This is a genomic window from Streptomyces sp. NPDC005374 (assembly GCF_042872225.1).
In the GTDB taxonomy this organism is placed as follows: Bacteria; Actinomycetota; Actinomycetes; order Streptomycetales; family Streptomycetaceae; genus Streptomyces.
In genome coordinates, this window is sequence record NZ_JBIAKA010000008.1 from 418,439 (window position 1) to 445,416 (window position 26,978).

26 protein-coding genes are annotated in these 26,978 nt (G+C 70.8%); 15 read left to right on the top strand and 11 right to left on the bottom strand.

The annotated features are described in order from the left end of the window. Window positions 1-50 precede the first annotated feature (50 nt). Window positions 51-752, bottom strand: coding sequence for a FadR/GntR family transcriptional regulator (locus ACFYRX_RS22770; RefSeq protein ID WP_389102525.1), 702 nt, complete (start codon window positions 750-752; stop codon window positions 51-53). 189 nt (window positions 753-941) lie between these two features. On the opposite strand from ACFYRX_RS22770, the gene ACFYRX_RS22775 reads away from it, so the two are divergent. Genes ACFYRX_RS22775 through ACFYRX_RS22800 form a run of 6 tightly spaced genes read left to right on the top strand, consistent with a single transcriptional unit; the run spans window position 942 to window position 7,630 of the window. Next, complete coding sequence (locus ACFYRX_RS22775) at window positions 942-2,015, top strand: sugar ABC transporter substrate-binding protein (protein ID WP_389102528.1); 1,074 nt, start codon at window positions 942-944, stop codon at window positions 2,013-2,015. Continuing rightward, a complete protein-coding gene (locus ACFYRX_RS22780; RefSeq protein WP_389102531.1) occupies window positions 2,012-3,502 on the top strand; it encodes a sugar ABC transporter ATP-binding protein in 1,491 nt (496 codons plus the stop codon). The genes ACFYRX_RS22775 and ACFYRX_RS22780 overlap by 4 nt, the downstream gene beginning before the upstream one ends. Next, complete coding sequence (locus ACFYRX_RS22785) at window positions 3,495-4,520, top strand: ABC transporter permease (protein WP_389102534.1); 1,026 nt, start codon at window positions 3,495-3,497, stop codon at window positions 4,518-4,520. The genes ACFYRX_RS22780 and ACFYRX_RS22785 overlap by 8 nt, the downstream gene beginning before the upstream one ends. A 34-nt stretch (window positions 4,521-4,554) precedes the next feature. Continuing rightward, complete coding sequence (locus ACFYRX_RS22790) at window positions 4,555-5,904, top strand: L-fuconate dehydratase (RefSeq protein ID WP_389102536.1); 1,350 nt, start codon at window positions 4,555-4,557, stop codon at window positions 5,902-5,904. Next, entirely contained in the window at window positions 5,901-6,656 is a 756-nt protein-coding gene (locus tag ACFYRX_RS22795) for an SDR family NAD(P)-dependent oxidoreductase (protein WP_389102538.1), read from the top strand. Before ACFYRX_RS22790 ends, ACFYRX_RS22795 begins: the two co-directional genes overlap by 4 nt. After that, window positions 6,653-7,630, top strand: coding sequence for an aldo/keto reductase (locus tag ACFYRX_RS22800; protein ID WP_389102540.1), 978 nt, complete (start codon window positions 6,653-6,655; stop codon window positions 7,628-7,630). Before ACFYRX_RS22795 ends, ACFYRX_RS22800 begins: the two co-directional genes overlap by 4 nt. 20 nt (window positions 7,631-7,650) lie before the next feature. Here ACFYRX_RS22800 and ACFYRX_RS22805 read toward each other — a convergent pair whose 3' ends face one another. Beyond that, window positions 7,651-9,069: a lipase maturation factor family protein gene (locus ACFYRX_RS22805; RefSeq protein ID WP_389102543.1), complete on the bottom strand. Its 1,419-nt coding sequence runs from the start codon at window positions 9,067-9,069 to the stop codon at window positions 7,651-7,653. Window positions 9,070-9,219: 150 nt separating this feature from the next. On the opposite strand from ACFYRX_RS22805, the gene ACFYRX_RS22810 reads away from it, so the two are divergent. Then, window positions 9,220-11,307, top strand: a complete 2,088-nt coding sequence (locus tag ACFYRX_RS22810) for a SpoIIE family protein phosphatase (RefSeq protein WP_389102544.1) — start codon at window positions 9,220-9,222, stop codon at window positions 11,305-11,307. A 31-nt stretch (window positions 11,308-11,338) separates the two neighbouring features. After that, on the top strand, window positions 11,339-12,202 hold the full coding sequence (locus ACFYRX_RS22815) for an Fpg/Nei family DNA glycosylase (protein WP_389102545.1): 864 nt from the start codon (window positions 11,339-11,341) through the stop codon (window positions 12,200-12,202). Between the two features lie 9 nt (window positions 12,203-12,211). Here the strand turns inward: ACFYRX_RS22815 and ACFYRX_RS22820 are convergent, their stop codons facing one another. The 3 genes from ACFYRX_RS22820 to ACFYRX_RS22830 all read right to left on the bottom strand — a co-directional run bounded on the left by ACFYRX_RS22820 (window position 12,212) and on the right by ACFYRX_RS22830 (window position 14,273). Next, window positions 12,212-12,868, bottom strand: coding sequence for a zf-HC2 domain-containing protein (locus ACFYRX_RS22820; RefSeq protein WP_389102548.1), 657 nt, complete (start codon window positions 12,866-12,868; stop codon window positions 12,212-12,214). 151 nt (window positions 12,869-13,019) lie between these two features. Next, complete coding sequence (locus ACFYRX_RS22825) at window positions 13,020-13,526, bottom strand: hypothetical protein (protein ID WP_389102550.1); 507 nt, start codon at window positions 13,524-13,526, stop codon at window positions 13,020-13,022. A gap of 201 nt (window positions 13,527-13,727) precedes the next feature. After that, complete coding sequence (locus ACFYRX_RS22830) at window positions 13,728-14,273, bottom strand: sigma-70 family RNA polymerase sigma factor (RefSeq protein WP_389102745.1); 546 nt, start codon at window positions 14,271-14,273, stop codon at window positions 13,728-13,730. A 199-nt stretch (window positions 14,274-14,472) separates the two neighbouring features. Here ACFYRX_RS22830 and ACFYRX_RS22835 point away from each other — a divergent pair, with 199 nt between their 5' ends. Beyond that, window positions 14,473-15,621, top strand: coding sequence for a CapA family protein (locus ACFYRX_RS22835; RefSeq protein ID WP_389102552.1), 1,149 nt, complete (start codon window positions 14,473-14,475; stop codon window positions 15,619-15,621). Between the two features lie 6 nt (window positions 15,622-15,627). On the opposite strand, the gene ACFYRX_RS22840 is transcribed toward ACFYRX_RS22835, so the two are convergent. Next, window positions 15,628-16,104: a MarR family winged helix-turn-helix transcriptional regulator gene (locus ACFYRX_RS22840; RefSeq protein WP_389102555.1), complete on the bottom strand. Its 477-nt coding sequence runs from the start codon at window positions 16,102-16,104 to the stop codon at window positions 15,628-15,630. Between the two features lie 71 nt (window positions 16,105-16,175). Between ACFYRX_RS22840 and ACFYRX_RS22845 the strand changes: the two genes are divergently transcribed. Beyond that, window positions 16,176-17,003 carry an alpha/beta fold hydrolase gene (locus tag ACFYRX_RS22845; protein WP_389102556.1) on the top strand — a complete coding sequence of 276 codons (828 nt, stop codon included), beginning with the start codon at window positions 16,176-16,178 and terminating at the stop codon, window positions 17,001-17,003. 20 nt (window positions 17,004-17,023) lie between these two features. Here ACFYRX_RS22845 and ACFYRX_RS22850 read toward each other — a convergent pair whose 3' ends face one another. Next, entirely contained in the window at window positions 17,024-17,485 is a 462-nt protein-coding gene (locus tag ACFYRX_RS22850) for a universal stress protein (protein ID WP_328752226.1), read from the bottom strand. A gap of 335 nt (window positions 17,486-17,820) precedes the next feature. Between ACFYRX_RS22850 and ACFYRX_RS22855 the strand changes: the two genes are divergently transcribed. Continuing rightward, the gene (locus ACFYRX_RS22855; RefSeq protein WP_389102559.1) at window positions 17,821-18,690 is read left to right on the top strand and encodes a polysaccharide deacetylase family protein; all 870 of its coding nucleotides are present in this window, start codon (window positions 17,821-17,823) and stop codon (window positions 18,688-18,690) included. Between the two features lie 30 nt (window positions 18,691-18,720). Here ACFYRX_RS22855 and ACFYRX_RS22860 read toward each other — a convergent pair whose 3' ends face one another. Beyond that, window positions 18,721-19,395, bottom strand: a complete 675-nt coding sequence (locus ACFYRX_RS22860) for a class F sortase (RefSeq protein ID WP_389102562.1) — start codon at window positions 19,393-19,395, stop codon at window positions 18,721-18,723. A 332-nt stretch (window positions 19,396-19,727) separates the two neighbouring features. Here ACFYRX_RS22860 and ACFYRX_RS22865 point away from each other — a divergent pair, with 332 nt between their 5' ends. Beyond that, window positions 19,728-20,219 (top strand): hypothetical protein, encoded by a 492-nt coding sequence (locus ACFYRX_RS22865; RefSeq protein ID WP_389102565.1) that lies wholly within the window; start codon window positions 19,728-19,730, stop codon window positions 20,217-20,219. Window positions 20,220-20,313: 94 nt separating this feature from the next. Here ACFYRX_RS22865 and ACFYRX_RS22870 read toward each other — a convergent pair whose 3' ends face one another. From ACFYRX_RS22870 to ACFYRX_RS22880, 3 genes are all read right to left on the bottom strand, one after another. Beyond that, the gene (locus ACFYRX_RS22870) at window positions 20,314-20,847 is read right to left on the bottom strand and encodes a hypothetical protein (protein ID WP_389102568.1); all 534 of its coding nucleotides are present in this window, start codon (window positions 20,845-20,847) and stop codon (window positions 20,314-20,316) included. A 206-nt stretch (window positions 20,848-21,053) separates the two neighbouring features. Beyond that, on the bottom strand, window positions 21,054-21,818 hold the full coding sequence (locus ACFYRX_RS22875; RefSeq protein WP_389102570.1) for a hypothetical protein: 765 nt from the start codon (window positions 21,816-21,818) through the stop codon (window positions 21,054-21,056). A 21-nt stretch (window positions 21,819-21,839) separates the two neighbouring features. Beyond that, the gene (locus ACFYRX_RS22880; RefSeq protein WP_389102572.1) at window positions 21,840-21,971 is read right to left on the bottom strand and encodes a hypothetical protein; all 132 of its coding nucleotides are present in this window, start codon (window positions 21,969-21,971) and stop codon (window positions 21,840-21,842) included. A 780-nt stretch (window positions 21,972-22,751) separates the two neighbouring features. On the opposite strand from ACFYRX_RS22880, the gene ACFYRX_RS22885 reads away from it, so the two are divergent. The 3 genes from ACFYRX_RS22885 to ACFYRX_RS22895 all read left to right on the top strand — a co-directional run bounded on the left by ACFYRX_RS22885 (window position 22,752) and on the right by ACFYRX_RS22895 (window position 26,966). Continuing rightward, a complete protein-coding gene (locus tag ACFYRX_RS22885; protein ID WP_389102575.1) occupies window positions 22,752-23,720 on the top strand; it encodes an SCO0930 family lipoprotein in 969 nt (322 codons plus the stop codon). A 283-nt stretch (window positions 23,721-24,003) separates the two neighbouring features. Next, window positions 24,004-24,825 carry an SAM-dependent methyltransferase gene (locus tag ACFYRX_RS22890; RefSeq protein WP_389102577.1) on the top strand — a complete coding sequence of 274 codons (822 nt, stop codon included), beginning with the start codon at window positions 24,004-24,006 and terminating at the stop codon, window positions 24,823-24,825. Continuing rightward, window positions 24,822-26,966 carry a putative bifunctional diguanylate cyclase/phosphodiesterase gene (locus ACFYRX_RS22895; protein ID WP_389102580.1) on the top strand — a complete coding sequence of 715 codons (2,145 nt, stop codon included), beginning with the start codon at window positions 24,822-24,824 and terminating at the stop codon, window positions 26,964-26,966. Before ACFYRX_RS22890 ends, ACFYRX_RS22895 begins: the two co-directional genes overlap by 4 nt. Window positions 26,967-26,978: the final 12 nt, after the last annotated feature.

Sequence of the window (26,978 nt, forward strand, 5' to 3'; positions counted from 1 at the left end):
ACCGGGCATCGGCGACCCGGTGACCACTCCGTCCCGGCCTCAGCTCCGCGTCAGGCTCCGAGCTGTGCCCGCAGCCACTCCTCCACCTCGCCCACATGCGCGGCGGCCGCCGCCCGGGCCGCCTCCGGGTCGTGGGCGACCAGGGCGCGGTGGATCGCCGCGTGCTCGCGCCGGGTCCGCTCGAAGGCGCCCTCCTCCTGGTACCCCCGCCACACCCGGGCGCGGAACGTCCTGGACGACAGTCCCTCCAGGATCGCCGCCATCGTGTCGTTGCCGGCCGCCCCCGCGATCTCGCGGTGGAAGGCCAGGTCGTGGGCGAGGATCACCTCGGGGTCGTCGGTGGCGTTCATCGCCGTGAGGTGCTTCTCGACCTCGGCCAGCTGGTCGGCCGTGATCCGGGCGGCGGCCAGCGCGGTCGCCGTCGACTCGAGGATGCGGCGCACTTCCAGCAGCTCCACCAGCTGCGGGCCCCGGGACAGATCGGCGACCACCCCGAAGGTCTCCAGCAGGTCGCCGGCCTCCAGCTGGGTGACGTAGATGCCCGAGCCGTGCCGTGCCTCCAGCACTCCGAGGACGGTGAGCGCGCGGATCGCCTCGCGCATCGAACTGCGGGAGATGCCCAGCTGTACCGCCAGATCGCGTTCGGTCGGCAACCGCTGGCCCGGTTCCAGCCGGCCCTCGCCGATCATCGCCTTGATCTGCTCGATGGCGCGCTGCGTCACAGTGCCCTTCTGCGGGGCTGTCTGGTCCACGCCGTTCCTCCACATCACCGGGTGCGCCGCAGTCTAACCGCCGATGTGGTCGGACCACTATGGCCGAAAGTCGGGAAAAAATGCCGTCGAAGGGTATTGCGGGGGTCGAGTGGTCTGATAAGTATGCGGTCATCGCTCGAACTCGCTCAGCTCGATGACGCTCGGACACGCTCGATGAGGAGCCGCAAGATGCCCGTCAGGACAGTGGGGAAGCGGAACAGATTTCGGATGGTCGGCGCGGTGGCCGCGGTCGCCGGGGCCTCGCTCGTGCTCGCCGCGTGCGGCAGCACCAAGGACACCGGCAGCGCCGGCAGTGAGGGCGGCGACGGGACGGGCAAGGTGGGCGTGGTCCTGCCGCTGCTGACCTCGCCGTTCTGGCAGTCGTACAACGACTACGTGCCCAAGATGGCCAAGTCCGAGGGGGTGGACGCGCTGAAGACCGTCAACTCCAACAGCGATCCCTCCCAGCAGATCACCGACATCAACAACGAGCTCAACCAGGGCGTCAAGGGCCTGGTCGTCGCCCCGCTGGACAGTGCCGCCATCGAGGCCGGCCTCGACCAGGCCGAACGCAAGGGCGTCCCGGTCGTCGCCGTCGACGTGGCCCCCGACAAGGGCAAGGTCGCCATGGTCGTACGGGCGAACAACGTGTCGTACGGCGAGAAGGCCTGCCAGTACCTCGGCGGGCAGATCCCGTCCGGCAAGGTCGTGCAGATCATGGGCGATCTGGCCTCCGTCAACGGACGCGACCGCTCCGAGGCCTTCCGGGCCTGTGTGAAGAAGAACTTCCCGAAGCTGAAGGTCCTGGAGATCCCCGCCAAGTGGGAGTCCGACACGGCCGCCTCGCAGCTGAACACCCTCCTCAACGCCAACCCCGACATCAAGGGCATCTACATGCAGGCCGGCGGCGTCTATCTCGCGCCGACCCTGCAGACCCTCAAGTCCAAGGGGATGCTGAAGAAGGCCGGGCAGGCCGGCCACATCACGATCGTCTCCAACGACGGCATCTCGCAGGAGTTCGACGCCATCCGCAAGGGCGAGATCGACGCCACCGTCTCCCAGCCGGCCGACCTGTACGCCAAGTACGGCATGTACTACATCAAGGCGGCGATGGAGGGGAAGACCTTCAAGCCCGGGCCCACCGACCACGACTCCACGATCGTCAAGCTGGCCGGCGGCATCCTGGAGGACCAGCTGCCCGCGCCCCTGGTCACCAAGGACAACGTCGACGACCCCAAGCTGTGGGGCAACACCGCCAAATGAGCACCCCACTGGTTGAAGCCCAGGGCATCGTCAAGCGGTACGGTCCCACGACCGCCCTCGCCGACGGTCGCCTCACCGTCGTGTCCGGCGAGTCCCACGCCCTCGTCGGGCGCAACGGCGCGGGCAAGTCCACCCTTGTCACCGTCCTCACCGGTCTCCAGGCCCCCGACGAGGGCACCGTCCGCTTCGACGGCGAGCCCGCGCCCCCGCTCGGAGACCGGGACGCCTGGCGCGGCAAGGTCGCCTGCGTCTACCAGAAGCCCACCGTCGTACCCGAGTTGACGGTCGCCGAGAACCTCTTCATCAACCGGCAGCCCTTGAAAAGGGGCTTCATCAGCTGGCGCAGGCTGCAGAAGGAGGCCGCCGAGCTCCTCGACACCTGGGACGTCCGTGTCGACCCGGAGGCGCGCACCGCCGACCTCAAGGTCGAGGACCGCCAAATGGTGGAGATCGCACGGGCGTTGAGCTTCGGCGCCCGCTTCATCGTCCTCGACGAGCCGACCGCGCAGCTCGACAAGCGGGAGATCGAGCGCCTCTTCAGCCGGATGCGGGCGCTCCAGGACTCGGGGGTCACCTTCCTGTTCATCTCGCACCACCTCCAGGAGGTGTACGAGGTGTGCCAGACGGTGACGGTCCTGCGGGACGCCCGGTGGATCACCACGGCGGCGGTGGCCGACATGCCACGGGCCGCCCTGGTCGAGGCCATGGCCGGCGAGACCGTCGCCGAACAGGCCGTGGACGTAAGGGGAGTCGAGGACGGTGCCCCCGTCCTGCTCGAGGCCCGCGGCCTCACCTCCGGCGCCTACCAGGACATCGATCTCACCGTCCGCCGCGGCGAGGTCGTCGGCCTCGCCGGGATCAGCGGCAGCGGCAAGATCGAGCTCGCCGAGTCGTTCACGGGACTGCACACCCCGACGAGCGGAACCGCTCAACTGGACGGCAGGCCACTGCCGTTCGGCGATGTGCAGGCCTCTTTGAAGGCCGGTGTGGGCTTCGTGCCGCGTGACCGGCACTCCCAGGGGCTGGTCTTCGGCATGACCATCGGCGACAACGCCACCCTCAGTGTCCTGGACCGCCTCGGCCGCTACGGCTTCGTCGGCACCGATCGCAAGCGCGGCTTCGCCACCGAGCTGATCGACCGCCTCGACATCCACGCCGAGGGTCCCGACCAGCCCGTCTCCGACCTGTCGGGAGGCAACGCGCAGAAGGTCGTCATGGCCCGCGCTCTCGCCTCCGACCCCCGCCTGCTCGTCCTCGTCAACCCCACCGCGGGCGTCGACGTGAAGTCCAAGGAATCCCTGCTCTCCCGCGTGGACAGCGCCCGCGACGACGGCACCGCGGTCCTCGTCGTCTCCGACGAACTCGACGACCTGCGCCGCTGCGACCGCGTCCTCGTCCTCTTCCACGGCCGCGTGGTCGCCGAGCACCCGGCCGGCTGGCGCGACCACGAGCTGATCGCCTCCATCGAAGGAGTGGACCATGGCTGACACCAAGGCCCCGCCGCTGAAGCCGGTGAGCGTACCGGACCCGCGAGCCGCCCGTGCCGTGATGCTGCGCCGGGCCCGCGAACTCGCCCTTGTACCGGCCCTGTTGGTGCTCCTGGTGATCGGCGCCTTCGTCAACGACTCCTTCCTCACCGAACGCAACCTGATCTCCATCCTGGGCGCGTCCGCCGCGCTCGCCATGGTGGTCCTGGCCGAGTCCCTGATCCTCATCACTGGCAAGATCGACCTGTCACTGGAGTCGGTGGTCGGCATCGCACCCGCCGTCGGCGCACTCCTGGTCCTGCCCTCGGCCCAGTCCGGCTGGGGCACGGAATGGCCGACCGCGCTCGCCCTCGTCGCGATCCTCGTCGTCGGCGGAGCCATCGGCGCCTTCAACGGCTTCCTCGTGGTGCGGTTCAAGCTCAACGCCTTCATCGTCACCCTCGCGATGCTGATCGTCCTGCGCGGACTGCTGGTGGGCGCCACCAAGGGCAAGACGCTGTTCGGCATGCCCGACGGGTTCTTCACCCTGGCCACCTCCACCTTTCTGCGCGTCCCGCTCTCGGTGTGGCTGGCCGCGGTCGCCTTCGGTGTCGCCGGGCTGATCCTCAAGTACCACCGGGTCGGCCGCGCCCTGTACGCGATCGGCGGCAACGCGGACGCGGCCCGCGCTGCCGGTATCCGCGTCGACCGTGTGGTGCTCGGGGTCTCGGTCGTCGCGGGCGTCCTCGCCGCGGTGGGCGGAATCATGCAGACCGGCTACGTCGGCGCGATCAGCGCCAACCAGGGCAACAACATGATCTTCACGGTGATGGCGGCCGCGGTCATCGGCGGCCTGAGCCTCGACGGCGGCAAGGGCACCATGTTCGGCGCCCTGACCGGCGTACTCCTGCTGGGAGTCGTACAGAACCTGCTGACCCTCGCCCAGGTGCCGTCCTTCTGGATCCAGGCCATCTACGGCGGAATCATCCTCGTCGCCCTCATGATCGCCCGTGTGACGACGGGGCGCGCCCAGGACTGAGTCCGGCCGCCCGTCACCTACCGAAAGGTCCTCCGTGTCCTCGACCCCCGCCCGCATCACTGCGGTAGACACCTACGACATCCGCTTCCCCACCTCGCGCGAGCTCGACGGCTCCGACGCGATGAACCCGGACCCCGACTACTCGGCGGCCTACGTCGTGCTGCGCACCGACGCGGCCGACGGGCACGAGGGGCACGGCTTCACCTTCACCATCGGGCGGGGCAACGAGGTCCAGGTCGCCGCGATCGAGGCGTTGCGCGGACACGTGGTCGGACGGCCGGTCGAGGAACTGTGCGCGGACCCGGGGACGTTGAACCGCGACCTGATCGGCGACAGCCAGCTGCGCTGGCTCGGCCCCGAGAAGGGCGTGATGCACATGGCGATCGGAGCGGTCGTCAACGCCGTGTGGGACCTGGCCGCCAAACGCGCCGACAAGCCGCTGTGGCAGTTCCTGGCCGACGCCGAGCCCGAGTGGCTGGTCCGGCAGGTCGACTTCCGCTACCTCACGGACGCGCTCACTCCCGAGGAGGCACTGCAGATCCTGCGGCGGGGCCGGGAGGGCGCCCAGGACCGCAAGGTGCTCCTGTCGGAACGCGGCTACCCCGCCTACACCACCTCCGCCGGCTGGCTCGGCTACGACGACGCCAAGCTCACCCGGCTCGCCGCCGAGGCCGTCGCCGACGGCTTCCGGCAGATCAAGCTGAAGGTCGGCGCGGACCTGGAGGACGACATACGGCGCTGCCGCGTCGCCCGCCGGGTCGTCGGCCCCGACATCCGCATGGCGATCGACGCCAACCAGCGCTGGGACGTCGACGAGGCGATCCGCTGGACCAAGGCACTCGCCGAGTTCGACCCGTACTGGATCGAGGAGCCCACCAGCCCTGACGACATCCTCGGGCACGCCACGATCCGCCGGGCCGTGGCCCCCGTGAAGGTCGCCACCGGCGAGCACGTCCAGAACCGGGTCGTCTTCAAGCAGCTGCTCCAGGCCGGCTCCCTCGACGTGGTCCAGATCGACGCGGCCCGCGTCGGCGGCGTCAACGAGAACCTCGCCATCCTGCTGCTCGCGGCCAAGTTCGGCGTACCGGTCTGCCCGCACGCGGGCGGGGTCGGCCTGTGCGAACTCGTCCAGCACCTCTCCATGTTCGACTACGTGGCGGTCACCGGAACCACCGAGGACCGGGTCATCGAGTACGTCGACCATCTGCACGACCACTTCCTCGACCCCGTTGTGATCAGGGACGGCCACTACACGGCACCCACCGCGCCGGGCTTCTCGGCCGCCATGCGCCCCGAGTCCATCGCGCGGTACACGTTCCCCGACGGCGCCTTCTGGGCAGAAGACCTCGCCGATGACGCACAGAAGAAGGGACGGGCCGCATGAGCGACTTCGAGGGTCTCAAGGCGCTGGTGACCGGCGGGGCCTCCGGCATCGGCCGGGCCACCGCTGAACTCCTCGTCGCACGCGGCGCCCAGGTCGCCGTCCTCGACCTGGACCCGTCCTCGGTCGAGAAGCCGCTGCTCGCTTACCGGGCGGACGTCACCGAAGACGCCTCGGTCCGCGCGGCCGTGGCCGCGGCCGTCGCGGACCTCGGCGGACTGGACGTGGTGGTCAACAACGCGGGCATCGGCGCCCAGGGCACCGTCGCGGACAACGACGACGAGGAATGGCACCGCGTGCTCGACGTCAACGTCGTCGGCATGGTCCGGGTGGCCCGCGCCGCCCTGCCCCACCTGCGCGAGTCCGCACACGCGGCGATCGTCAACACCTCGTCCATCGCGGCCACCGCGGGCCTCCCGCAGCGGGCGCTGTACAGCGCGACCAAGGGGGCGGTGTACTCCCTGACCCTCGCCATGGCCGCCGACCACGTCCGCGACGGCATCCGCGTGAACTGCGTCAACCCCGGTACGGCGGACACCCCGTGGATCGGCCGCCTGCTCGCCAAGGCCCCCGACCCGGCCGCCGAACGCGCCGCGCTGGAGGCCCGACAGCCCACCGGACGTCTCGTCTCCGCAGCCGAAGTCGCGGGCGCCATCGCCTACTTGGCCAGTCCCCTGTCCGGTGCCACCACCGGCACCTCCCTCGCCGTCGACGGCGGCATGCAGGGCCTGCGCCTGAGGCCGGTGGGCCAGTGAACACGCTGGGCAGCAGCGGCGTCCGGGTCGGCGGACTCGGCTTCGGCGCCGCCGCCATCGGCAACCTCTTCACCGAGGTGAGCGACGAGCAGGCACACGAGGCGGTGGCCGCCGCCTGGCAGCGAGGCATCCGCTACTTCGACACCGCCCCGCACTACGGCCTCGGACTGTCGGAACGGCGGCTGGGGGAGGCCCTTCGGGAGCGCCCCCGGTCCGAGTACACGATCTCCACGAAGGTCGGCCGCCGCCTGGAACCCTCCATGGGCGGCGGGGACGACCTGGCCAACGGCTTCGCGGTCCCCGCCACGCAGCGCCGCGTCTGGGACTTCAGCGAGGACGGCATACGACGCACCCTGGAGGCCAGCCTGCAACGGCTCGGCCTGGACCGCGTGGACGTCGTCTACCTCCACGACCCGGACGACCACGCCGAACAGGCCTTCCGCGAGGCCTGTCCGGCCCTGGAGAAACTCCGCTCGGAGGGCGTGGTCGGGGCGATCGGCGTCGGCATGAACCAGGCGGAGATGCTCACCCGTTTCGTCCGCGAGACCGACGTCGACGTGGTGCTGTGCGCCGGCCGCTACACCCTGCTCGACCAGAGCGCGCTCACCGAACTGCTGCCCGCCGCCGTCGAGCGGGGCGTCTCGGTGGTCGTCGGCGGTGCCTTCAACTCGGGCCTGCTGGCGGATCCGAGGCCCGAGGCGGCGTACAACTACGCCCAGGCCCCCGCGCGGTTGCTGGACAAGGCCCTGCGCATGAAGGAGATCGCCGAGCGGCACGGCATCAGCCTCCGGGCCGCCGCCCTGGCGTTCTGCGCGTCCCACCCCGCCGTCGCGAGCGTCCTGGTGGGCACCCGCACGGCGGACGAAGTCCGGGACGCGGCCGACCAGTTCGCGATGCCGGTACCCGCCGCCTTCTGGCAGGAGCTGCGGGACACGGGCCTCCTGACCGACCTGGCGGTGCGCGACCCGGGCTGAATCGCCACCCTTCTCGCTCTTCAGGGCGTCGCGCCCCCCGTCAGCCGTGTCGGCGGCCAGAACTCCCGGACGTACGTCCGTTCCCAGTGCGCGCCCGTCTCCCGCAGCTCCCGCCACGTCGTGTACCGGTACCGGAAGAGACGGGCGCGGACATGGCGCGGCGGAGCGTCGGCCGGGAACGGGGAGTGACGCAGCAGCTTCAGCGTGGCCGGGTCGTTCTCCAGGAGCCGTTCGATCATCGGGCCGAACCACGCCTCGGCGTACGCCGGGGACAGCGCGGCGAACCACATCATCCAGTCCAGGCGCAGATGGTAGGGCGCGAACTGACGTGGCCGACGCCGTGGATCGCCCGGCTTGCCCTTGAAGTCGTACTCCTTCCACTCGGAGTCCCTGCGCGGTACGGCGTCCGCCGTGCCCTCGACCACCACCTCGTAGCGGATCCGGCTGACGCTGCCGAACGCGCCGTAGGAGTTGACGAGATGGAGCGGGTCGAAGGAGCGGTTCATGATCTGGCGGCGGGAGATCATGTTGCGGACCGGGTGAAAGCTCAGGCCGAGCAGGAGCGCGGCGACGGCGAGGACCAGGACCTCGTACCAGAGCGGGGCGGCGCGAAGGCCGGGTGCGTCGCCGGGGAGTTCCAGCGCCGGGACCGCGAGCACGACGGTGATCCAGTTCAGCCAGGCGAAGTTGCCCGAGAGCACCAGCCACAGCTGGGTGACGATCATCAGTGACGCGGCTGTCATGGCGATCGGCTGCGGGGTGAACAGCAGGAAGGGCACGGCGAGTTGGGTGACGTGGTTCGCGGCCGCCTCCACCCGGTGCACGGGCCGGGGCAGATGGTGGAAGTACCGGCTCAGCGGACCCGGCATCGGCTGGGTCTCGTGGTGGTGGTAGAGGCAGGTGAGCCTGCGCCAGCAGTCGTCTCCCCGCATCTTGATCAGTCCCGCGCCGAACTCGACCCGGAACAGGAGCCAGCGCAGCAGGAACAGCACCACGACGGGCGGGGCCACGTCGTCGTTGCCGAGGAACACCGCGAGGAAGCCCACCTCCAGCAGCAGCGACTCCCAGCCGAAGCCGTACCAGGTCTGGCCCACGTTGACGATCGACAGATACAGCAGCCACGGCAGCAGCCACAGCAGCATCCCGCCCCACAGCGGCAGCCGGGAGTCGACGCCCGCCGCCAGGGCCACGGCCACCGCGCAGCCCGTCCACGCGCACATCGCGAAGAACCGGTCCGAGTAGTGGAGCTGGAAGAGGCTCGGCGCCCGCCGGAACGGCACCCGCGCCACGAATCGCGGGACCGGCAGCATCCCGCGCTCCCCGAGCAGGGCCCTGAACTGGAGGGCCGCCGCCAGGAACGCGACGACGTACAGCACGGCCAGGGCCCGCTGGAAGACCAGCCGGCCCAGCCAGTAGTCGGGTGCGGTGAACCAGTCCACAGCCGTGCGCTCCTGCCTCCATTGTCACGCCGCCACCCCGCGTGACTCTCCGTGTACCTCCTCCGCACGTGCGTAACCCGGACGAGCATGCCGGGCCCGGCGCGCCTCTCCCCGGTCGAAGAATCGGACAAATCCTGTCAAGGTGGCCCCATGGTTGATCGGGGAGCGAGCGCCCTGTCACTCCCGGACGACTGGCCCGCCCACCCGGATCCGATCCTGGCGCTCAACCGCATGGGCAGCTTCGACTGGGACCTCGGCACCGGTCTGTTCCACATGGACGCCCAGGCCCACGAGGTCTTCGACCTGCGCCCCGACGAATACGACGGACACCCCACGAGCCTTGCCGTACGCGTCCCGACCGCCGAGGCCCACCGGCTCGACGCCCTGGTCGCCCAGGCCATGAAGGACGGCAGCGAGAACTACGGCACCTACTTCCGCCTGCGGTGCCGCGACGGGAGCCTGCGCTGGACCCACACCCAGGGCTACATCCGCCGCGACGAGACGGGCCGCCCGCGCCGGATCATCGGCATCGTCCGCGACGCCACCCAGGAGATGGGCGAACTCGAGGCCCGCAGAGCGCAGGCGGCCCAGGACGAGGCCCAACGCCGGCAGACCAACGTCGTACAGCTCACCACGGCCGCCCTCGCCCACGCCCGGACCGTCCAGGACGTCATCGACGTCCTCAAGGACACCCACGGCCTCACCCACCTCGGCGCGACCAGCCTCGTCATGGGCCTGGTCGAGGCCGGCCGGATCAGGCTGATCGCCGAGGGCCCCGCGGGCAGCTTCGTGCCCGGCACCGACATCACCCGGATCGACGAGCCGTACCCGATGAGCGAGGCCGTACGGACCCTCAGCCCCCGGTTCATCGAGTCGCCGGAGGAGTTCGCGGACCGCTACCCGATCCTGTGGCCGCACATCACCGGCCTGAACATCACCTCCGCCGCCTACCTCCCGCTCATCGCCGAAGCCCGCCCGATCGGCGCCATGGGACTCCTCTACAGCGACCGCCACGGCTTCACCCCCGAGGACCGCAACGTCCTCATCGCCCTCGGCAGCAGCATCGCCCAGAGCCTTCAGCGAGCCATGCTGTACGAGCAGGAGAAGGATCTCGCCACCGGCCTCCAGCAGGCCATGCTGCCGCGCAGCATCCCCAGCGTGCCCGGCGCCGACGTCGCCGTCCGCTACCGGGCCGCCACCGCCGAGGGCTCGCTGGGCCGGGACATCGGCGGCGACTGGTACGACCTGATCCCCCTGCCCGGCGGCCGCGTCGGCGCCGTCATCGGAGACGTCCAGGGCCACGACACGCACGCCGCGGCCGTCATGGGCCAGCTGCGGATCGTCCTGAGGGCCTACGCCGCCGAGGGCCACACCCCGGCCACCGTGATGGCCCGGGCCTCCGTGTTCCTGCACGAGCTCGACACCGCACGCTTCGCGACCTGCCTGTACGCGGAGGCCGACCTGGCCACCGGAGTCGTCCAGGTGGTCAGGGCGGGCCATATCGACCCGCTGGTCCGGTGGGCCGACGGGAGCTGCCACCGGGTGACCGTGGACGGCGGGCTGCCGCTGGGCCTGTCCGCCGAGTTCGGGCAGCTCGACTACCCCGTCGGCACCGTCGAGCTCGACCCCGGGGGCACCCTGCTGCTGTGCACCGACGGTCTGGTCGAACAGCCCGGTGCGGACCTCGACGAGGGCATGCAGACCCTCATGGCCCTCGTCGCCGGCGGCCCGGCCGACGTGTGGGAGCTCGCCGACCGGCTCATCGACGTGGCCGAGGAGCGCAGCGGCGACGACGACGTGGCGCTCCTGCTGCTGCGCCGCCGCGGCCTGGACACCCCGCAGACCGGAGGCCGTCTGCAGCAGCACGTGGCGCCCGGCGACCCCGAGGCCCTCACCCAGGCCCGGCACATGATCAGGGCCGCGGTCGTCGCCTGGGGGGCGCGGGAGCGCTCCGACGAGATCGAACTGGTCGCCGACGAGCTGATCACCAACGCCCTGATGCACACCGAGGGCGCGGCGATCGTCACCCTGCGGGTCCTGACCGGCGCCGGCCGGCGGCTGCGTGTCGAGGTCGAGGACTCCTCCAGCGCCCTGCCACGCCGCAGGGAGGCGGGGGCGTCGGGGGTCTCCGGCCGGGGTCTGCTCCTGGTCGACCTGCTGTCCGACGTCTGGGGCGTGGAGGCGCGGGGCGGCGGCAAATGCGTGTGGTGCGAGTTCGTCGTACCGGAGCGGAACTGACCACAGCCGTCCCCGGTGGCACTCTGGACCTATGCCGGAACTCCCCGAGGTCGAAGCACTCAAGGACTTCCTGACCGACAACCTGGTCGGCCACGAGATCGTGCGCGTACTGCCGGTCGCCATCAGCGTCCTGAAGACGTACGACCCGCCGCTCACCGCGATCGAGGGCCGCGAGGTCGTCGCCGTGCACCGGCACGGCAAGTTCCTGGACCTGGAGACCGCCGACGGCCCCCGCTTCGTCACCCATCTGGCCCGGGCGGGCTGGCTCCACTGGAAGGACCGGCTCCCCGACGGCCCGCCCCGCCCCGGCAAGGGCCCGCTCGCCCTGCGGGTGGCCCTGGAGACCGGTGCGGGCTTCGACCTGACGGAGGCGGGCACGCAGAAACGCCTCGCGGTCTACGTGGTGCGGGACCCGCTGGAGGTCCCGGGGGTGGCACGACTTGGCCCGGATCCCTTGGCGGACGACTTCGACGAGGCCCGCCTGACGGCGATTCTGACGAAGGAACGACGGCAGCTGAAGGGCGCCCTGCGCGACCAGGGCCTGATCGCCGGAGTCGGCAACGCGTACAGCGACGAGATCCTGCACGCGGCGAGGATGTCCCCGTTCAAACTGGCGGCATCCCTGACCCCCGAGGAGACGGAAACCCTCTACCGGGCCCTGCGGACGACACTCACCGAGGCGGTCGAACGCTCCCGGGGCGTCGCGGCCGGCCGTCTGAAGGCGGAGAAGAAGTCCGGCCTGCGTGTCCACGGCCGCACCGGCGAGCCCTGTCCCGTCTGCGGTGACACCGTCCGCGAGGTCTCCTTCAGCGACTCCTCGCTCCAGTACTGCCCCACCTGCCAGACGGGTGGGAAGCCGCTGGCGGACCGGAGGATGTCGAGGCTGCTCAAGTGATCCGGCCGCTCAGCTCGGATCCAGTGTCACCAGGTGCTCCCCGCCCGACGTCCTGACCTCGTAGTGGTCGATCTGGTCGGCGTGGAAGGTGGAGCTGCCCATCATGGTGTCGTCGTCGGTGGCGTGGCCCGTGGCGTTCCAGCCGGTGACGGTTTCCTCCTTGCCGTCGCGGCTGATCGCGACGAGGTGACAGGCACGGGGGCCGGACTCGTCCTTGACCTTGAGTTCCACCTGGGTGCCCCAGTCCTCGTCCTCGGTGGTGACCTGGGCCCACACACCGGAGCGGGCGTCGGTGGCCTCGACGCTGGCGGCCTGCCCCGAGTCGCCACCGGCGGCCGTCAGCGCGAGCGTGGGACCGCCCACCGCCAGGACCACCGAGGCGGCCACGGCGTACAGGACCCGCCTGCGGCGCGCCCGGTGCCGGACCGCGACCTCGGCGAGGAGGCGGTTCAGGAGCTGGGGGCCCGGCTGTGCCATGGGGTGCACCACGCGGGGCGTGGCCCGTCGGTACAGCATCATCTGACGGGTCACAGGACCGAACTCGGTCACGTGTGCCGCGCACTTGGGGCACTCCATGAGGTGGTCCTCGAAACGGAAGGCCTCCGCCTCGTCCAGCACGCCGAGCGCGTACGCGCCGACGTCGCGATGCCTTTCCAAGGACCTCATGCGGAAACCTCGTGCCGTTGAGTGTGGGTGGGGTTACTCCTTGCTCCCACCGGTACGCACCAGCCCGCCGAATCACTCAAGGCATGCGCAGAATCGTGACCAAGGGATTCGGAGCGGTCGGCGCCGCGGATTGGTCCGAATCGAAAGGAATCTAGAACAGGTGGATGGCGAGGTGACCGAGCGGCAGGCCGAGCTGCCACGCAGGCGTCCACACCTTGGGGCCCTCGTCCTCACCGAGGCCCCCTCCGCCGCCCGGCACGGCGTTCAGATCGGGTGCGAGCAGCTCCGTCTCCTCCAGCCAGCGCCATGCCGCCGCCGCGAGTTCGAGGTCCGGCACCGGCTCTCCGGAGGCGACCGCCTCGGCGGTCAGCGCGGCCATCCGGTCGTCCACCCAGTCCTGCCAGGGCTGGTCGTAGGCCGTCAGGGACAGCCAGGTCTCCAATTGGGAGACCACCTGGATGCCGGAGAGTTCGCCGTCGGCGTCGGCGAGGAAGACGGTGAGCGCCAGCGCGTCGCGCCCGGCGCGGAACTCGAAGGACGTCGGCGGCATCAGATCGCCGGAACGCAGCAGCTCGTCGGCGATGTACTCGGCGTACAACCAGGCCATGGGGACGACGAGTTCGCCCCCGTCCGTGCTCTCTTGCCCTCTGTGCAGCATCCCTTCCTGCCTTCCTCCGGTGCGTGCGCGTAACCCGTCGCCGGGCCGGTGGGGTCCGGGCGCGGGATTCCCACCTGCCCTTCGGGCGGACGGTGTGAATCCCGCGCCCGGACCCCATCCGGAACACGGATGAGGACAGCCGATTACTCAACCGGGGTCCTCAGCAAGGCACTTTACGGAGGTTTGACTTTTCCATTGGTTTCACCGCAGGTCGGCCGCGTATCCCGGAAGCACCCGGCGCAGGGCGCGCAGCGCGTAGTACGCGCGGGACTTCACGGTACCGGGCGGAATCCCCAGGATTTCGGCGGCCTCCGCCACACTCGCCCCCTGGAAATACACCAGCACCAGGACTTCACGGTGCTCCGGAGTGAGTGTCTTCACAGCTTCGCGTACGTCGAGGGTGGCCGCCGCCCGTTCCGCGTGATCGGCGCACACCCGCGCGTTCTCCAGAACCGCGTCGCCGACCTCCGCGGGACGCGCCTGCCGGGCCCGCCGGGCGTCGATCGCGAGCCGCCGCCCCACGGTCAGCAGCCACGGCCGTACGGAGTCGAAGTCGTCGGCGCGCAACGCCTCGGGGTGCTGCCAGGCGCGGACGAGGGTCTCCTGCACGAGGTCCTCGGCGCGTTGCCGGTCGCCGTCGCTGAGCCGGAGCAGGAGCGCGAAGAGGGGCCGGCCGTGCTCCCGCTGCAGTGCGGCGAGCTCGTGCTCGGCGGTCGTCCCGTTCGTGAGGGTGGTTCCGGCCGTCATGGCCGTATGGCACCTCAGGCGGGGGCCCAGGGACAGGGCGCGCACAAGGATCTGCGGCGGACGGTCGATCGCGTCGACGAACGGTTCGGTGAACGGTTCGTTCCGCCCCGGAAGGGTCAACCAGCCGTCCGGGCCGTTTGCGGACACGGACAAGCTCATACCTATTCGTCAGTAAATATGACCAGAGTGGGGTGAGCTGATGATTGCACGCAGACGGCAGATTGCCCTGGCCCTCACGGCACTTCTCGCCGGAGGGGCCGCCTGCCAGGCGCACGACCACGAGACGCCCGGGCATCCGGCCCCGTCCGCCGCCGCACCACGCGGCTTCACACTCGTCGCCTCCGGGGACGTCCTGCCGCACAGCTCGATCATCGATCGGGCCCGCTTCGACGCGGGAGGCAACGGCTACGACTTCCGGCCGATGCTCGCCGGGGTCCGATCCGTCGTCTCCCGCGCCGATCTGGCGCTGTGTCACATGGAGACCGTCTACGGCGCGAACGGGGACTACACCGGCTATCCGACCTTCAAGTCGCCGCCCGAGGTGGCCCAGGCCCTGGCCGCCACCGGCTACGACGGCTGCTCCACCGCCTCCAACCACAGCCTCGACGACGGTGCCGACGGTATCCGCCGCACCCTCGACGCCCTCGACCGGGCGGGTGTACGGCATGCCGGATCGGCCCGCACCGAGCAGGAGGCGCGCACGGTCACCGTCCTGCGCGCGGGCCCGGCGAAGGTGGCCCACCTCGCCTACACCTACGACACCAACGGCTTCCCGCTGCCCCAGGGACAGCCCTGGGCGGTCGACCTGATGGACGAGAACAGGATCCTGGCGGACGCCCGGGCCGCCCGGAAGGCGGGCGCCGACGTGGTCGCCGTATCGCTGCACTGGGGCACGGAATGGCAGGACGCGCCCGACGAGCAGCAACTGGCCCTGGCCCGCGACCTCACCGCCGCCCGCACCGGCGGGCGCCCCGACATCGACCTGATCCTCGGCACCCACGCCCATGTCCCGCAGGCCTACGAGAAGGTCAACGGCACCTGGGTCGTCTACGGCATGGGCGACCAGATCGCCGGTGAGATGTTCAACCACGAGGGTGCCCGGGACCCGCGCGGCAACCAGTCCACCCTCGCCCGCTTCACCTTCGCCCCGCCCGCCCGGCCCGGTGAGCGCTGGCGGGTCGCGAAGGCGGAGTTCGTGCCCCAGATGTTCGACGTGGACGCGGGCCGGGTGGTGAACCTGAACCGGGCGATCGCGCAGGGCGCCGACCTGGACGGCGTGCGCGACCGCATCCGGGAGGTCGTGCTGAGTCGGGGAGCGGGCAAGGACGGGCTCACGATGGGGCGGTAGCCCGGGTCAGTCCACCTCCACGTGGTCGAACGTCCGCAGCATTTCCTTGAGTACGCGTACGCACGCCCGAAGCTCGGCGTCGGTCAGCTCGCCGCCACCGACCTGCCGGTTGAGGGCGTGCTCGCGCGCGAGGATCGCGGTGATGACGGCCTCGCCCTCCGGGGTGATGCGGATCAGCGAGGACCGCTGGTGCGCCGGGTTGGGGGCGGTCTCCGCCCAGTCGCGGTCCAGCGCGTCGTTGACCATGCGCTGGACGAACTGCCGGCTCAGTGCCATCAGCCGGCCCATCTGAGGCACCGTCATGGGGCCGTACCTGTGCAGCAGGACCAGGACGGAGCGCACCCCGACGGACGCCCCCTCGACGTCCTCGCCCTGCTCGAGCTTGCGAAGGCCGCGTCGGTAGAGCGCCCCGATCAGGTCGAACACCTCGCTGACCCGGTGGCCGAGATCGTCCGGTGGCAGCGGCTCGTCGATGTCGTTCACCTGGCCATGATGGCACCCGGATCATGACACCTGGGTTGTCAAAGTCGACCGATGATGACACCTTGGTTGTCATGACGGCTGCTTCGGAACTGAGCTTCTTCGCATCTGCCGACGGGGAGATCGCCTATCTCGACACCGGCGCCGGGGACCTGGTCGTCCTCCTGCACGCCGGCTACGTCGACCACCGCCTCTTCGCGGCCCAGACACCGGTCCTGGCCGCCGGCCACCGCGTCCTCGCCGTGGACATCCGCGGCCACGGCTGGACCGCCAACGCCACCAGGCCCTTCCGCTGGGCCGACGACCTCGCCGCCCTGCTGCGCCACCTCGACGTGGGCCCCGCGGTCCTGGTCGGCGTCTCGATGGGCGGAGCCGTCGCCGGGGACACGGCGATCGAGTATCCGGAACTGGTCCGCGGGATCGTCCTGAGCGGCGCCTCCGTCAGCGACTTCCAGTACACCCACGAGGCGACCCGGAAGGTCGTCGAGGACTCCCAACGGACCCTGCACTCGGGCGACATCGAGGGCTGGCTGAAGATCTTCCTCGGGTCCGCCGCCGGCCCGTTCCGCTCACCCGACGAGCTCGACCCCCGCATCCTGGACCACCTGCGCGAGATGGCCCTGCACACCATCGCCAAGCACACGCCGGGCGAGCGGAACTGGCACGTGCCCATGAGCGACACCTGGGCCCGGGTCCCGAAGATCGACGTCCCGGTACTCATGGTCAACGGCGCGCTCGACTCGCCCGACCTGATCGAGGACGCGGAACGCTTCGCCCGTACCGCCCGCCACGGCCGCTCGGTGCTGGTGGAGGGCGCCGCGCACTTCCCGAACCTGGAGCGGCCCGAGGAGTTCGACGCGCTCCTCCTGGAGTTCCTGCGCGGACTCCGGCACCCCGGGTGATCACCCGGCCCCGCCCGGGGTTACGGCACCACCGTCACCGGCCATCGTCCGGCCTTGACCAGCCGTACCGCGACGGAGCCGACGATCCGGTGGCCCGCCTGCTCCGAAGCGCCCACGACGACCGCGTCGGCCTTGAGCTCGTCCGCGGCCTTCGTCAGCCCGCTGTAGGGGTCGCCGCGGAAGGTGTGGAACTCCCAGCGCACATCGAATATCCCCTTGTTCTGCTCGGTCGCGCGCCGGATCTGGGCCACGAGGTCCTCGGCGATCTCGTCCGTGGTCTCGGCGACCGGAGCGCCGAGCGCGGCGCCCGCGGCGAGCACCGGCTGCACGTACACCACGGCGAGCAGCGCGTGCTGCCGCCGGGCCAGGCCTCCGGCGTACGCGGCGGCGCGGAGCGAGGAGTCGGAGCCGTCCACGCCTACGACGATCACCTTGGGCCCGTCCGTGCCCCGTTCGAACTGGTGCGAGTGCTGTTCCGTCACGGCTGTGAGGCTATCGGAAGCCGCAGGTCCGGACGGCATACGAGATCCACGCGACCTGACCGCGCAAGCTTTGCGGAAACGGGGCACCCGAACGGCGGGCCGTGAGCGGGCCATCACCGAAAGCCCGCCGCGGCTCTCGGCACCCGGCCTCGACGGAGTCGCCGGAGGGGACGAGGCCGGGTGCCGGTGCCGATCGACCTCCTACGGCCTCGTCCTGACGTACCGTCGTGCGTCGCCCGCGGGCCCGGGCCTTCGCTGGGCCGGCCGGGTGTATTCGTGCCGCCGCACCGGTGTTGCTGAGGTGCGTCGGTCGTCCGCCGGGCGACTGATGAGTCATGACGAAGGATCAGTTGCTCACACGGCTGTCGTCGAAGGCGGCAGCCGTGCTCACACGGCGTCGGGCCCTGCTGGCCGGCGCAGTCGCGGTCGCGTCCGCCGGCACGGCCGGTGTGCTCACGGCGGTCACCGGCGAGGAGCCGGTCCGCCCGGCCCTCCCCGCCGCCGGCCCCCCGGCCCACCGCGTGGCCAAACCCTCGGCCTACCGCCTGCAGCCCCTGACCGGATACGGCCCGCCGCGCGCCGCCCCCCACAAGACGCTCGTACGCCACGAGCCGTTGCTGAAGATCTCCGGACGCGGCCGGACCATGGTGCTGACCTTCGACGACGGCCCAGACCCGCGCTACACCCCGCACATCCTGGACACCCTCGCCGAGTACGACGTGCGCGCGATGTTCTTCGTGTGCGGCGAGATGGCCGTCGACAACCAGGACCTGCTGGCCCGGATGGCGGACGAGGGACACATCGTCGGCAACCACACCTGGTCCCACCCCCTGCTCACCCGGCTCACCCGCTCCCGGATCCGCTCCGAGATGGAACGCACCTGCGACGTCATCGAGGACGGCTACGGCGAGCGGCCCGAATGGTTCCGCGCCCCCTACGGCGCCTGGAACCGCACGGCCTTCCAACTCGGCGCCGAACTCGGCATGGAGCCCCTCGCCTGGACGGTCGACACCCTCGACTGGACCACCCCCGGCACCCGCAGCATCGTCGGGCGCGTGGAGAACGGCGCCGCCCCCGGCGTCGTGGTGCTCTCGCACGATGCCGGGGGCGACCGCTCCCAGAGTGTCCGGGCGCTGCGCGACTATCTTCCGCAGCTTCTCGATTCCGGCTACCACATCACCGTCCCGCGACGGCAGTACACATAACCGGAACACGCCCGCCCGGTCGGGGAACGCTCAGCGGACCTCGACCAGGCGGGCGAAGGCGACGACGTTCCCGGCGTAACCGCTCTGTTTGGAAAAGCCGCCCCCGCAGGTGATGACCCGCAATTCGGGCGTGCCCTTCGAGCCGTAGACGCGGTCGCCCGGGAAATCGTTCTTCTCGAACACCTCGATGCCGTAGATCTCGAAGACCGCCGTCTTTCCGTCCTTGCGTCTGATCTCGACGCGATTTCCCTTCTTCAGGGCCCCGAGTCCGTAGAACACGGCGGGGCCCTGTTTGTTGTCGACGTGGCCGACGACGACGGCGGTGCCCTTCTCGCCCGGGGAGACCGCGCCGGTGAACCAGCCGGCCAGGTTCGGGTCCTCCGGCGGCGGCGCGCCGACCCAGCCGTCCGCGTCCAGGCCGACCGGCATCACCGGCGCGTCGACCCGGATCGACGGGATGGAGACCCGGTCGGGCGCGGCGTACGGCAGGGGGGCGGGGGAGTTGCCGAAGGTGCTGCCGGGTGCCACCCGGCTGTCCGCCGCGGCCGCCGACGCGGGCTGCGGCGGCCCGACGTCGAACTCCCCCGAACCGTTCCGGATGAGCGCGAGGCCGGTCAGCAGAACTAGCGCTATCACGCCCCAGGGAGCGCGCTTCCTGCGCCGCTCCTCCTCTTCGGCCAGACCGGCCAGCTCGGACGCAGACATTGACTTCCCCTCTCGACACGGCCGTCGCCACGTCATGCGCGCATGGAAGAACGCTAAGTCCCGCGCGTGAATGCGGCGACGGGGCAGACGCGAACGGGTGGCCCCGAATGCGTGTGGTGCGCCATCCGAGTTGCCGTGAACAGGAATTTTCTGACGGTCCGTGACCTGCGGAGATATCCGATTGTGCGATGTTCGTTCGGCGTGTCCTCTCACCAGGACGGAGCATTGCCGAAATGCGGTCCGGCGCAAGGCATCTGAGGGTCTGTCTGGGAGGCGCTTTCTCGCCGATCAACCGGGGGACCGTTCCCGGGGCGTCTTCCGCGGAGGATCACATGCGTACTACTCGTGCCCTGGCGGCCGCCGGCGCCGCGATCGCCGTACTCGGACTCGCCGCCCCGGCGGCCGTCGCGCGGGACGGCATGAACCTGAACCCGAGCAACGCCGTCGCCCTGCCCAGCGTCATCGCCCGGGGCGGCCAACTGACCATCACCGTCAACAACTGCACCAACCCCGCCACCGTGAGCTCGGACGCGTTCCCGGCGACCAAGCTGACGGTGAGTCCCGGCAACGTGGCGACCGGGACCGCCACGGTCAACCAGAACGCCGCGACGGGGTCCCACAGCATGAGCGTCGTCTGCGCCAACGGCACCGTGATCAACCCCACGGCGTTCACCGTCATCGGTGGTGTCCGCGGTGGTCTCGGCGGCAGCAGCTCCACCGGGGCCACCCCGACCGACATGGCCATCGGCGGCGGTCTCGTGGCCCTGGCGGTCATCGGCGGCGGAGTCTTCTGGATGCGCCGCCGGTCCGAGCGGCACATCTGATCCCCGCCGCTTCGGAGAACTCCGACCGCACGTGACACGGACGTCCGCCCCCGGTTGCCGAAAGGGACCGGGGCGGACGTCCGTGTACGTAGGGTCAGCCGCCGTCCTCGCCGGTGCGGCGACGGGAGAAGTGGTACGCCGCCCCGATCGAGCCCGCGATGAGCGCGGCACCCATACCGATCTCCTTGAGGTCGAACCCGGCGAGGCTGCCGCCCTCACCGGCGTGCACGCCGCGGCCGGGCTGGAGCGGCACAGGGGTGGGGCCGACCGGGCGGCCGCCGGCGATGGTCAGGCCCGTGGACCCGCTCACCCCGTCACAGGTGAACGTCACCTGGTACGCCGCGCCGGGTCTCGCGTCCCAGTCGACGACGGCCGTCGCCTGGTTCCTGTGCGAGGGGATGGTGATGGTGTCGAAGACCGCCGAGGTGACCGTCGCCGAGCCCTTGCAGCCGCCGTGGTCCCGCTCCAGGCGCAGCGTCACCTGTCCGCCCGCGGCGATGGTCGAGGGCAGGACACTGAAGCCGAAGGGCGTGATGTTGTTGTCGCCCTTCGCCACGGCGGCCGGCGCGGAGAAGGTCAGGGCGCTGATGCCCAGCAGTGCGGCCGAGGCGACGCGTATCGCGCGCATGGTGGATCCTCCGGTCCCCGAGGAGCAGCTGCGGACCTTTTCCGCCTACGTCGGAAATGCACCTCGATGACCGAAACGCTAGGAACAGGTGTACGTCCGCGCGATCGCAGTCGCGCCGAATGGGGCACACGTGTGGGCCGCTCAGGGGACGCCGGCGGCGTGTCGGACGCCGGACGTCCCCCGAAGGTGCCCGTGGTGAGACGCCGTCAGCCCTTGACGCCCGGGAAGAGCGCGAGGAACGGTTCCGCCGATGCCGTGATGCCACGGCTGTAGGGGGCGTCGAAGTCCCAGATCAGGAAGAGCAGGAACGCGATCAGCGAGGAGAACAGGGCGGCGAGCACCAGTTCACGCGGTGTCCGGCGGATCTGGAGGGCGAAGACCATCCCGATGGTGATGACGCCACCGCCCAGCAGGCCGAACCACACCACCCCGGGCATCGTCGGTGCGACCGAGTCGGCGCGGGCGTTGCGGGCCTGGTCCACGGCCGCCACCTGGTCGACGAGGGGCTGGTAGGCCTGGGCCTCGAAGTCGGACTTCGGCTGGTAGGAGGTGACGTCCGTGCGGAGCCGGTCCAGGAGCTCGGTGCCGCGCTCGGTCGTGCGGTCGTGGTCGGCCATCTCCTTCCACTCGACGGTGACGACGTGTCCGACATAGGCGTTGACATCGCCCCGAATACGGTCACGGACGTCGACCGGATACACCTGGACCCGCTCCGAGACCTCGTGGAGCGCCTGGGCCTCCGCCTGGACGTGGTCCTGGGCGGCGCTGCGGGCCTCCCAGACGCCTGCGATGGCCAGGCCCAGGACGATGGCGTAGACCACCCCGATCCACATCGTCATGTACTCGATGACGTCCGGGGTCTCGCTGGGGTCCTCGTCCACGGCGGCCGTCTTGTGGCGGACGAGGGTGATGGTGACCACCACGGCGCACACGGCCACCATCGCGAGGATGAGAACAAGCCATTCAGGCAAGGTGTGCCTCCAAGATCGGCACTAGCGGGGCCGCAGGGCGGCCACGGCCACCACCGCGGGGACGGTGATGAGCAGGACGTAGATCACGGGTGAGGTCGTGCTGTGCGGCGACCGGTCGGGCGCCTTCGCGCGGTGGTAGACCGGGTAGTTCACCGGGGACGCGGAGGGGCCGGGGGCCGGCCTGGGCGGCGGCGTCCGGCTGGGGGTCGGGGTGGGAGTCGGTGTCGGAGCGGGGGGCGGGGCAGGTGCCGGGGGCGGCGTCGGTCGCGGCCGTGGTGCCGCCGGCTCTGGTGCCGGGGCGGGCGGCGGCGGGGGCGTGGGCGTCGGCTCGGGCGTCGGCGTCGGCGTCGGCTTCGGGGGCCTCGGCGTCGGGCGCGGCGTCGGTGTGGGGTCGGGGGAGGGCGTCGGAGTGCAAGGCGGCTCGGGTGGAGTGGGGGTCGGGGTGGGCGTGGGTTTCGGCTTGTGGCACGACGGCGGAGTGGGCCACGTGAGGCTCCCGGCGGCCGCGACGACCTCGGCGCCGTCGGGACCGACCGAGGCGTAGGCGCAGGCATCCGCCTCGGCCACCCCGGCCGTCGGACCGATGAGCGCCCACGTCAATGTCAACAGGGCCAACATCCGTATGGCGGAGGCCGCTTGGGGCGATTCGGGTCGGTGCACGACGGAGATCATGAGGCCTGCCGCGCCGTCTCACGCGCGGGCGCGAAGAGATTGCTCCGAAAGAGGGATAAAACATCGCCCGATGTTTGAATCCGGAACGCTCGCCCGTCCGAGAAGACGTACGTGTGTGCGACCTGAGGCGGGTGCGGTCACAGTCTCCGGAAAGAAATTTGTGGGACGGCTGAACGCAACCCCTGGTCCGGTGCGTATCCATTGTCGTGCGGCGGCGCAGACGGGCGCTGCAACACCCTTAGCAATTATGGGGAGTTGACGATGAAGACCTCCTGGCGGAACGCCTCACTCGTGGCGAGTGCTGCGGTCGTGCTGGCGCTGACGACGGCGTGCGGCCAGGAAGGCGGCACCTCGTCGGTGGGCAGCCAGAACGTCGGTGCCACAGCGCCGGCGGGCGGCTACGGCGGTGTGGGCACCGGTGTCGGCACCGGCACCGAAACCAGCCCCAGCGCGAGTTCGACCGCGATCGGGCAGGGAAACCTGGGAGCCCAGTCGGCCTCGGCCGGCAAGCTCGAGGTTTCCGCGAACGCCGAGATCGGGAAAGTGCTGACCGACAGCAACGGCCTCAGCCTCTACCGATTCGACGAGGACACCGCGGAGCCGCCGAAGTCCAACTGCGACGGTGACTGCGCCTCGGCCTGGCCCCCGGTGCCCGCGGACGACGCCTCGGCGGGTGCCGGTATCGACAAGGCGCTGCTCGGTGAGGTGACCCGCACCGACGGCACCAAGCAGCTGACCATCGCCGGCTGGCCGGCCTACCGCTACGCCAAGGACACCAAGGCCGGCGATCTGACCGGCCAGGGTGTGGGCGGCAAGTGGTACGCGCTGGCCCCCACCGGCAAGAAGGCGACACTCGCCAGCCTGCCCGGACTGTCCACGCGCAACGACCCCAACCTGGGCGAGATCGTCGTCGACAAGAACGGCATGACGGTCTACCGCTTCGCCAAGGACAAGGCGTGGCCCGAGCCGGTCTCCAACTGCACGGGCGCCTGCCTGGAGAAGTGGCCGGTCGTGGGTCCCGTGTCGGCGAACGACACCAAGGACGTCCAGAAGAAGGGCCTGATGAGCTTCACCCGCTCCGACGGCGTCAAGCAGCAGACGGTCAACTGCTCGCCGATCTACACCTTTGCGGGTGACAAGGCGGCGGGAGACACCAACGGACAGGGCGTCGGCGGCACCTGGTACGCCGTCCGCCCCAACGGAGACATGGTCGGCGTCTCCGACAAGTGACACCGGCCTCACCGATCCACCGGCCCGACCCCTCCGCACCGCACGGAGGGGTCGGACCGGTTTGCCGTCATTCCCCCCAACTCCCCGCGAGTCGGCGCCCACTTCGGAACTCTCCGCAGTGCGGCGCCTACTTTTCGTAGGGATCCGAAAGGGGCGTCACAGCGGCACGTGCCGTAGGCAGTGACCGGGAACGGACGGTCAATTTCCGTTTCCGCTCGCTCCTTTGGCGGGCGATCAGTAGCCTCAGCTCGAACACCGGATCGCCTACGCCTTGGAGAGATACATGGAGCGTCCCGCCTGGGCTCCCCGGAGCATCGACATCTCGGTGCCGAGCGTGGCGCGTATCTACGACTTCTACCTGGGCGGTTCGCACAACTTCGAGGCCGACCGGGAGGCGGCCCGCAAGGCCATGGAGCACGTTCCGGGACTGCCGAAGATCATGCAGGCGAACCGGGCGTTCATGCGGCGGGCGGTGCGGTTCGCGGTCGATCAGGGCATCACCCAGTTCCTGGACGTCGGCTCCGGCATCCCCACCTTCGGGAACGTCCACGAGGTCGCCCAGAGCGCCAGCCCCGGCGCCCGCGTCGTCTACGTCGACCACGACCCGGTGGCCGTCGCGCACAGCCGGGCGGTCATCGCGGACAACGCGGACGCGGGCGTCGTCGCGGCCGACCTCCTCAAGCCCCAGGAGATCCTGGACAGCCCCGAGGTCCAGCGGCTGATCGACCTGAACCGTCCGGTGGCGCTGCTCCTCGTTGCCATACTGCACTTCGTGGAAGACGCGGACGACCCCTACGGAGCGGTGGCGCGGCTGCGCGACGCGCTCGCGCCCGGCAGCCTGCTGGTGCTGACGCATGCCGCGTACGAGGGAATCCCGCTGTCGCAGGAGCAGGTTCAGGGCGCGATGGACGTGTACGAGGACATTCGCAACCCGCTGGTCATGCGCTCGCACGACGAGATCGCACGGTTCTTCGAGGGGTACGACATGGTGGAACCCGGACTGGTGCCGATGCCGCGGTGGCGGCCGGAGTCGGAGAACTGGGACCCCGACGACGAGGACCCGTGGGCCTTCTCCCAGTTCGGCGGCGTGGGGCGGACGGCGTGAGCGCGGAGCCGGACAGCCCGGAGGACAGACTGCGCCGGTTCGTGACGATCTGGAGCCGGGCCGTGTTCCCGGTGACGTCGACGTCCTCGACCCGCCCGGAGTTCGAGGAGCAACTGCTGCCGCTGGCCCGCCGGTTGAGCGAGGCTCTGCTGGCCAGGATCCCCGACACGGACGAGGGCCGGGCGGTCGGCGCCGCCCTCGTCGCCGCGCACTGCACCGACCCGGACGCGCTGACCCGCTCCCTGGACTGCGTCGACGCCTATCTGGTGCTCTACTGCGGCGGCGACGGCGACCCCGAGGACCTGCGCAGCCGGTCCGCGCGGCTCCAGCACGCCATGGCCGCGGGGTTCGCGCAGGCGCTGCGGGAGCGGACGCTGGCCGAGCAGGAGGCCATCGCACAGGCCGCGCTGGAGGCGCAGGGCGTCGTGGCGCAGGCGCTGCACGCGACCGAGGCCCGCTTCCGGGCGGTCTTCGAGGGCGCGGCCATAGGGATCGGCATCGCCGACCTGGACGGCAACGTCCTCCAGGTCAACGGCGCGCTGCTGCGCATGTTCGGCCTCACCGACCAGACGATGCGCGGCCGCAGGGTCCAGGAGTGGACCCACCCCGACGACGCGCCCCAGACCTGGACGCTGTACGACGAACTCGTCCGCGGCGACCGCGAGCACTACCACGTCGAAAAGGCCTTCTCCCGCCCGGACGGAACCGTCCTGTGGACCAACCTGACGGTGTCCCTGCTGCGTGACGCCGACGGCGTCCCGCAGTACCAGCTCGCCCTCATGGAGGACACCACCGAGCGCCGGCTGCTCAACCTCCGGCTGCGCTACGAGGCCACCCACGACGCCCTCACCGGACTGCCCAACCGGACGCTGTTCTTCGAGCGACTGGAGAAGGCGGTCAGCGCGGGCGAGGGCCAGCGGTTCGGCCTGTGCTACCTCGACCTGGACGGCTTCAAGACCATCAACGACAGCCTCGGCCACGCGGCCGGCGACCGGCTGCTCGTCGAGGTCGCCGACCGGCTCCAGTCCTGCGCGACCGCGCCCGGCGAGATGGTCGCCCGCCTCGGCGGCGACGAGTTCGTGGCGCTGACCACGGGCCCGGACACCGAGGCCGAGGTCGACGACCTCGCGGCGCGCATCATGAACGCGCTGCTCGCCCCGGTCCGCATCGAGGGCCGGGAGCTGACCGTGCGCGGCAGCATCGGCATCGTCGAGGGCCCGGCGGGGGAGCGCGGCCCCGCGGAGGTGCTGCGCAGCGCCGACATCACGATGTACCGGGCCAAGTCGGCGGGCGGCAACCGCTTCGAGCTGGCCGACCCGGAGGCCGACGCCCGCGCGATCACCCGGCACGGACTGACCACGGCGCTGCCCGCGGCCCTGGAGCGGGGCGAGTTCTTCATCGAGTACCAGCCGCTGGTCCACCTCGGCGACGGCAGCGTGCGGGGCGCCGAGGCGCTGGTGCGCTGGCTGCATCCACAGCACGGCGTCCTCGGCCCGGACCGGTTCATCCCGCTCGCCGAGCACACCGGGCTGATCGTGCCGCTGGGCCGGTGGGTCCTCGAGCAGTCGGTGCGACAGGTCCGCGAGTGGCGAGAACGCTACGGTGCGGACGAGGCGAACGGCCCTCTCCGCATCAATGTCAACCTCTCGCCGTGCCAGCTCACCCACCCCGGCCTGGTCCAGGAGACCGTGGACATCCTGGAGCGCACCGGCGTCGAACCGGAGGCGCTCTGCCTGGAGGTGACCGAGTCGGCCCTCATCGGCGCCGACGACGACCTGCTCAAGCCGTTGCGCCGGCTCGCCGAGATGGGCGTCGACATCGCCCTCGACGACTTCGGCACCGGCTACTCGAACCTGGCCAACCTGCGCCGCCTCCCGGTCAGCATCCTCAAGCTCGACCGCTCCTTCACCCAGAGCATGCAGCAGTTCCCCGCCGACACCGTCGACCTCAAGATCGTCGAGGGGATCGTCTCGCTCGCCCACAGCCTGAACCTCGCGGTGACGGTCGAGGGCGTCGAAACCGGCGCCCAGGCCGAGCAGTTGCGGATACTGGGCTGCGACACGGCCCAGGGCTGGTACTACGCCCGCCCGGGCCCGCCGGACCGGCTGCACGACCTGGCGCTGGCGGACGCGACGGGCTGAGGCCCGCCTCGG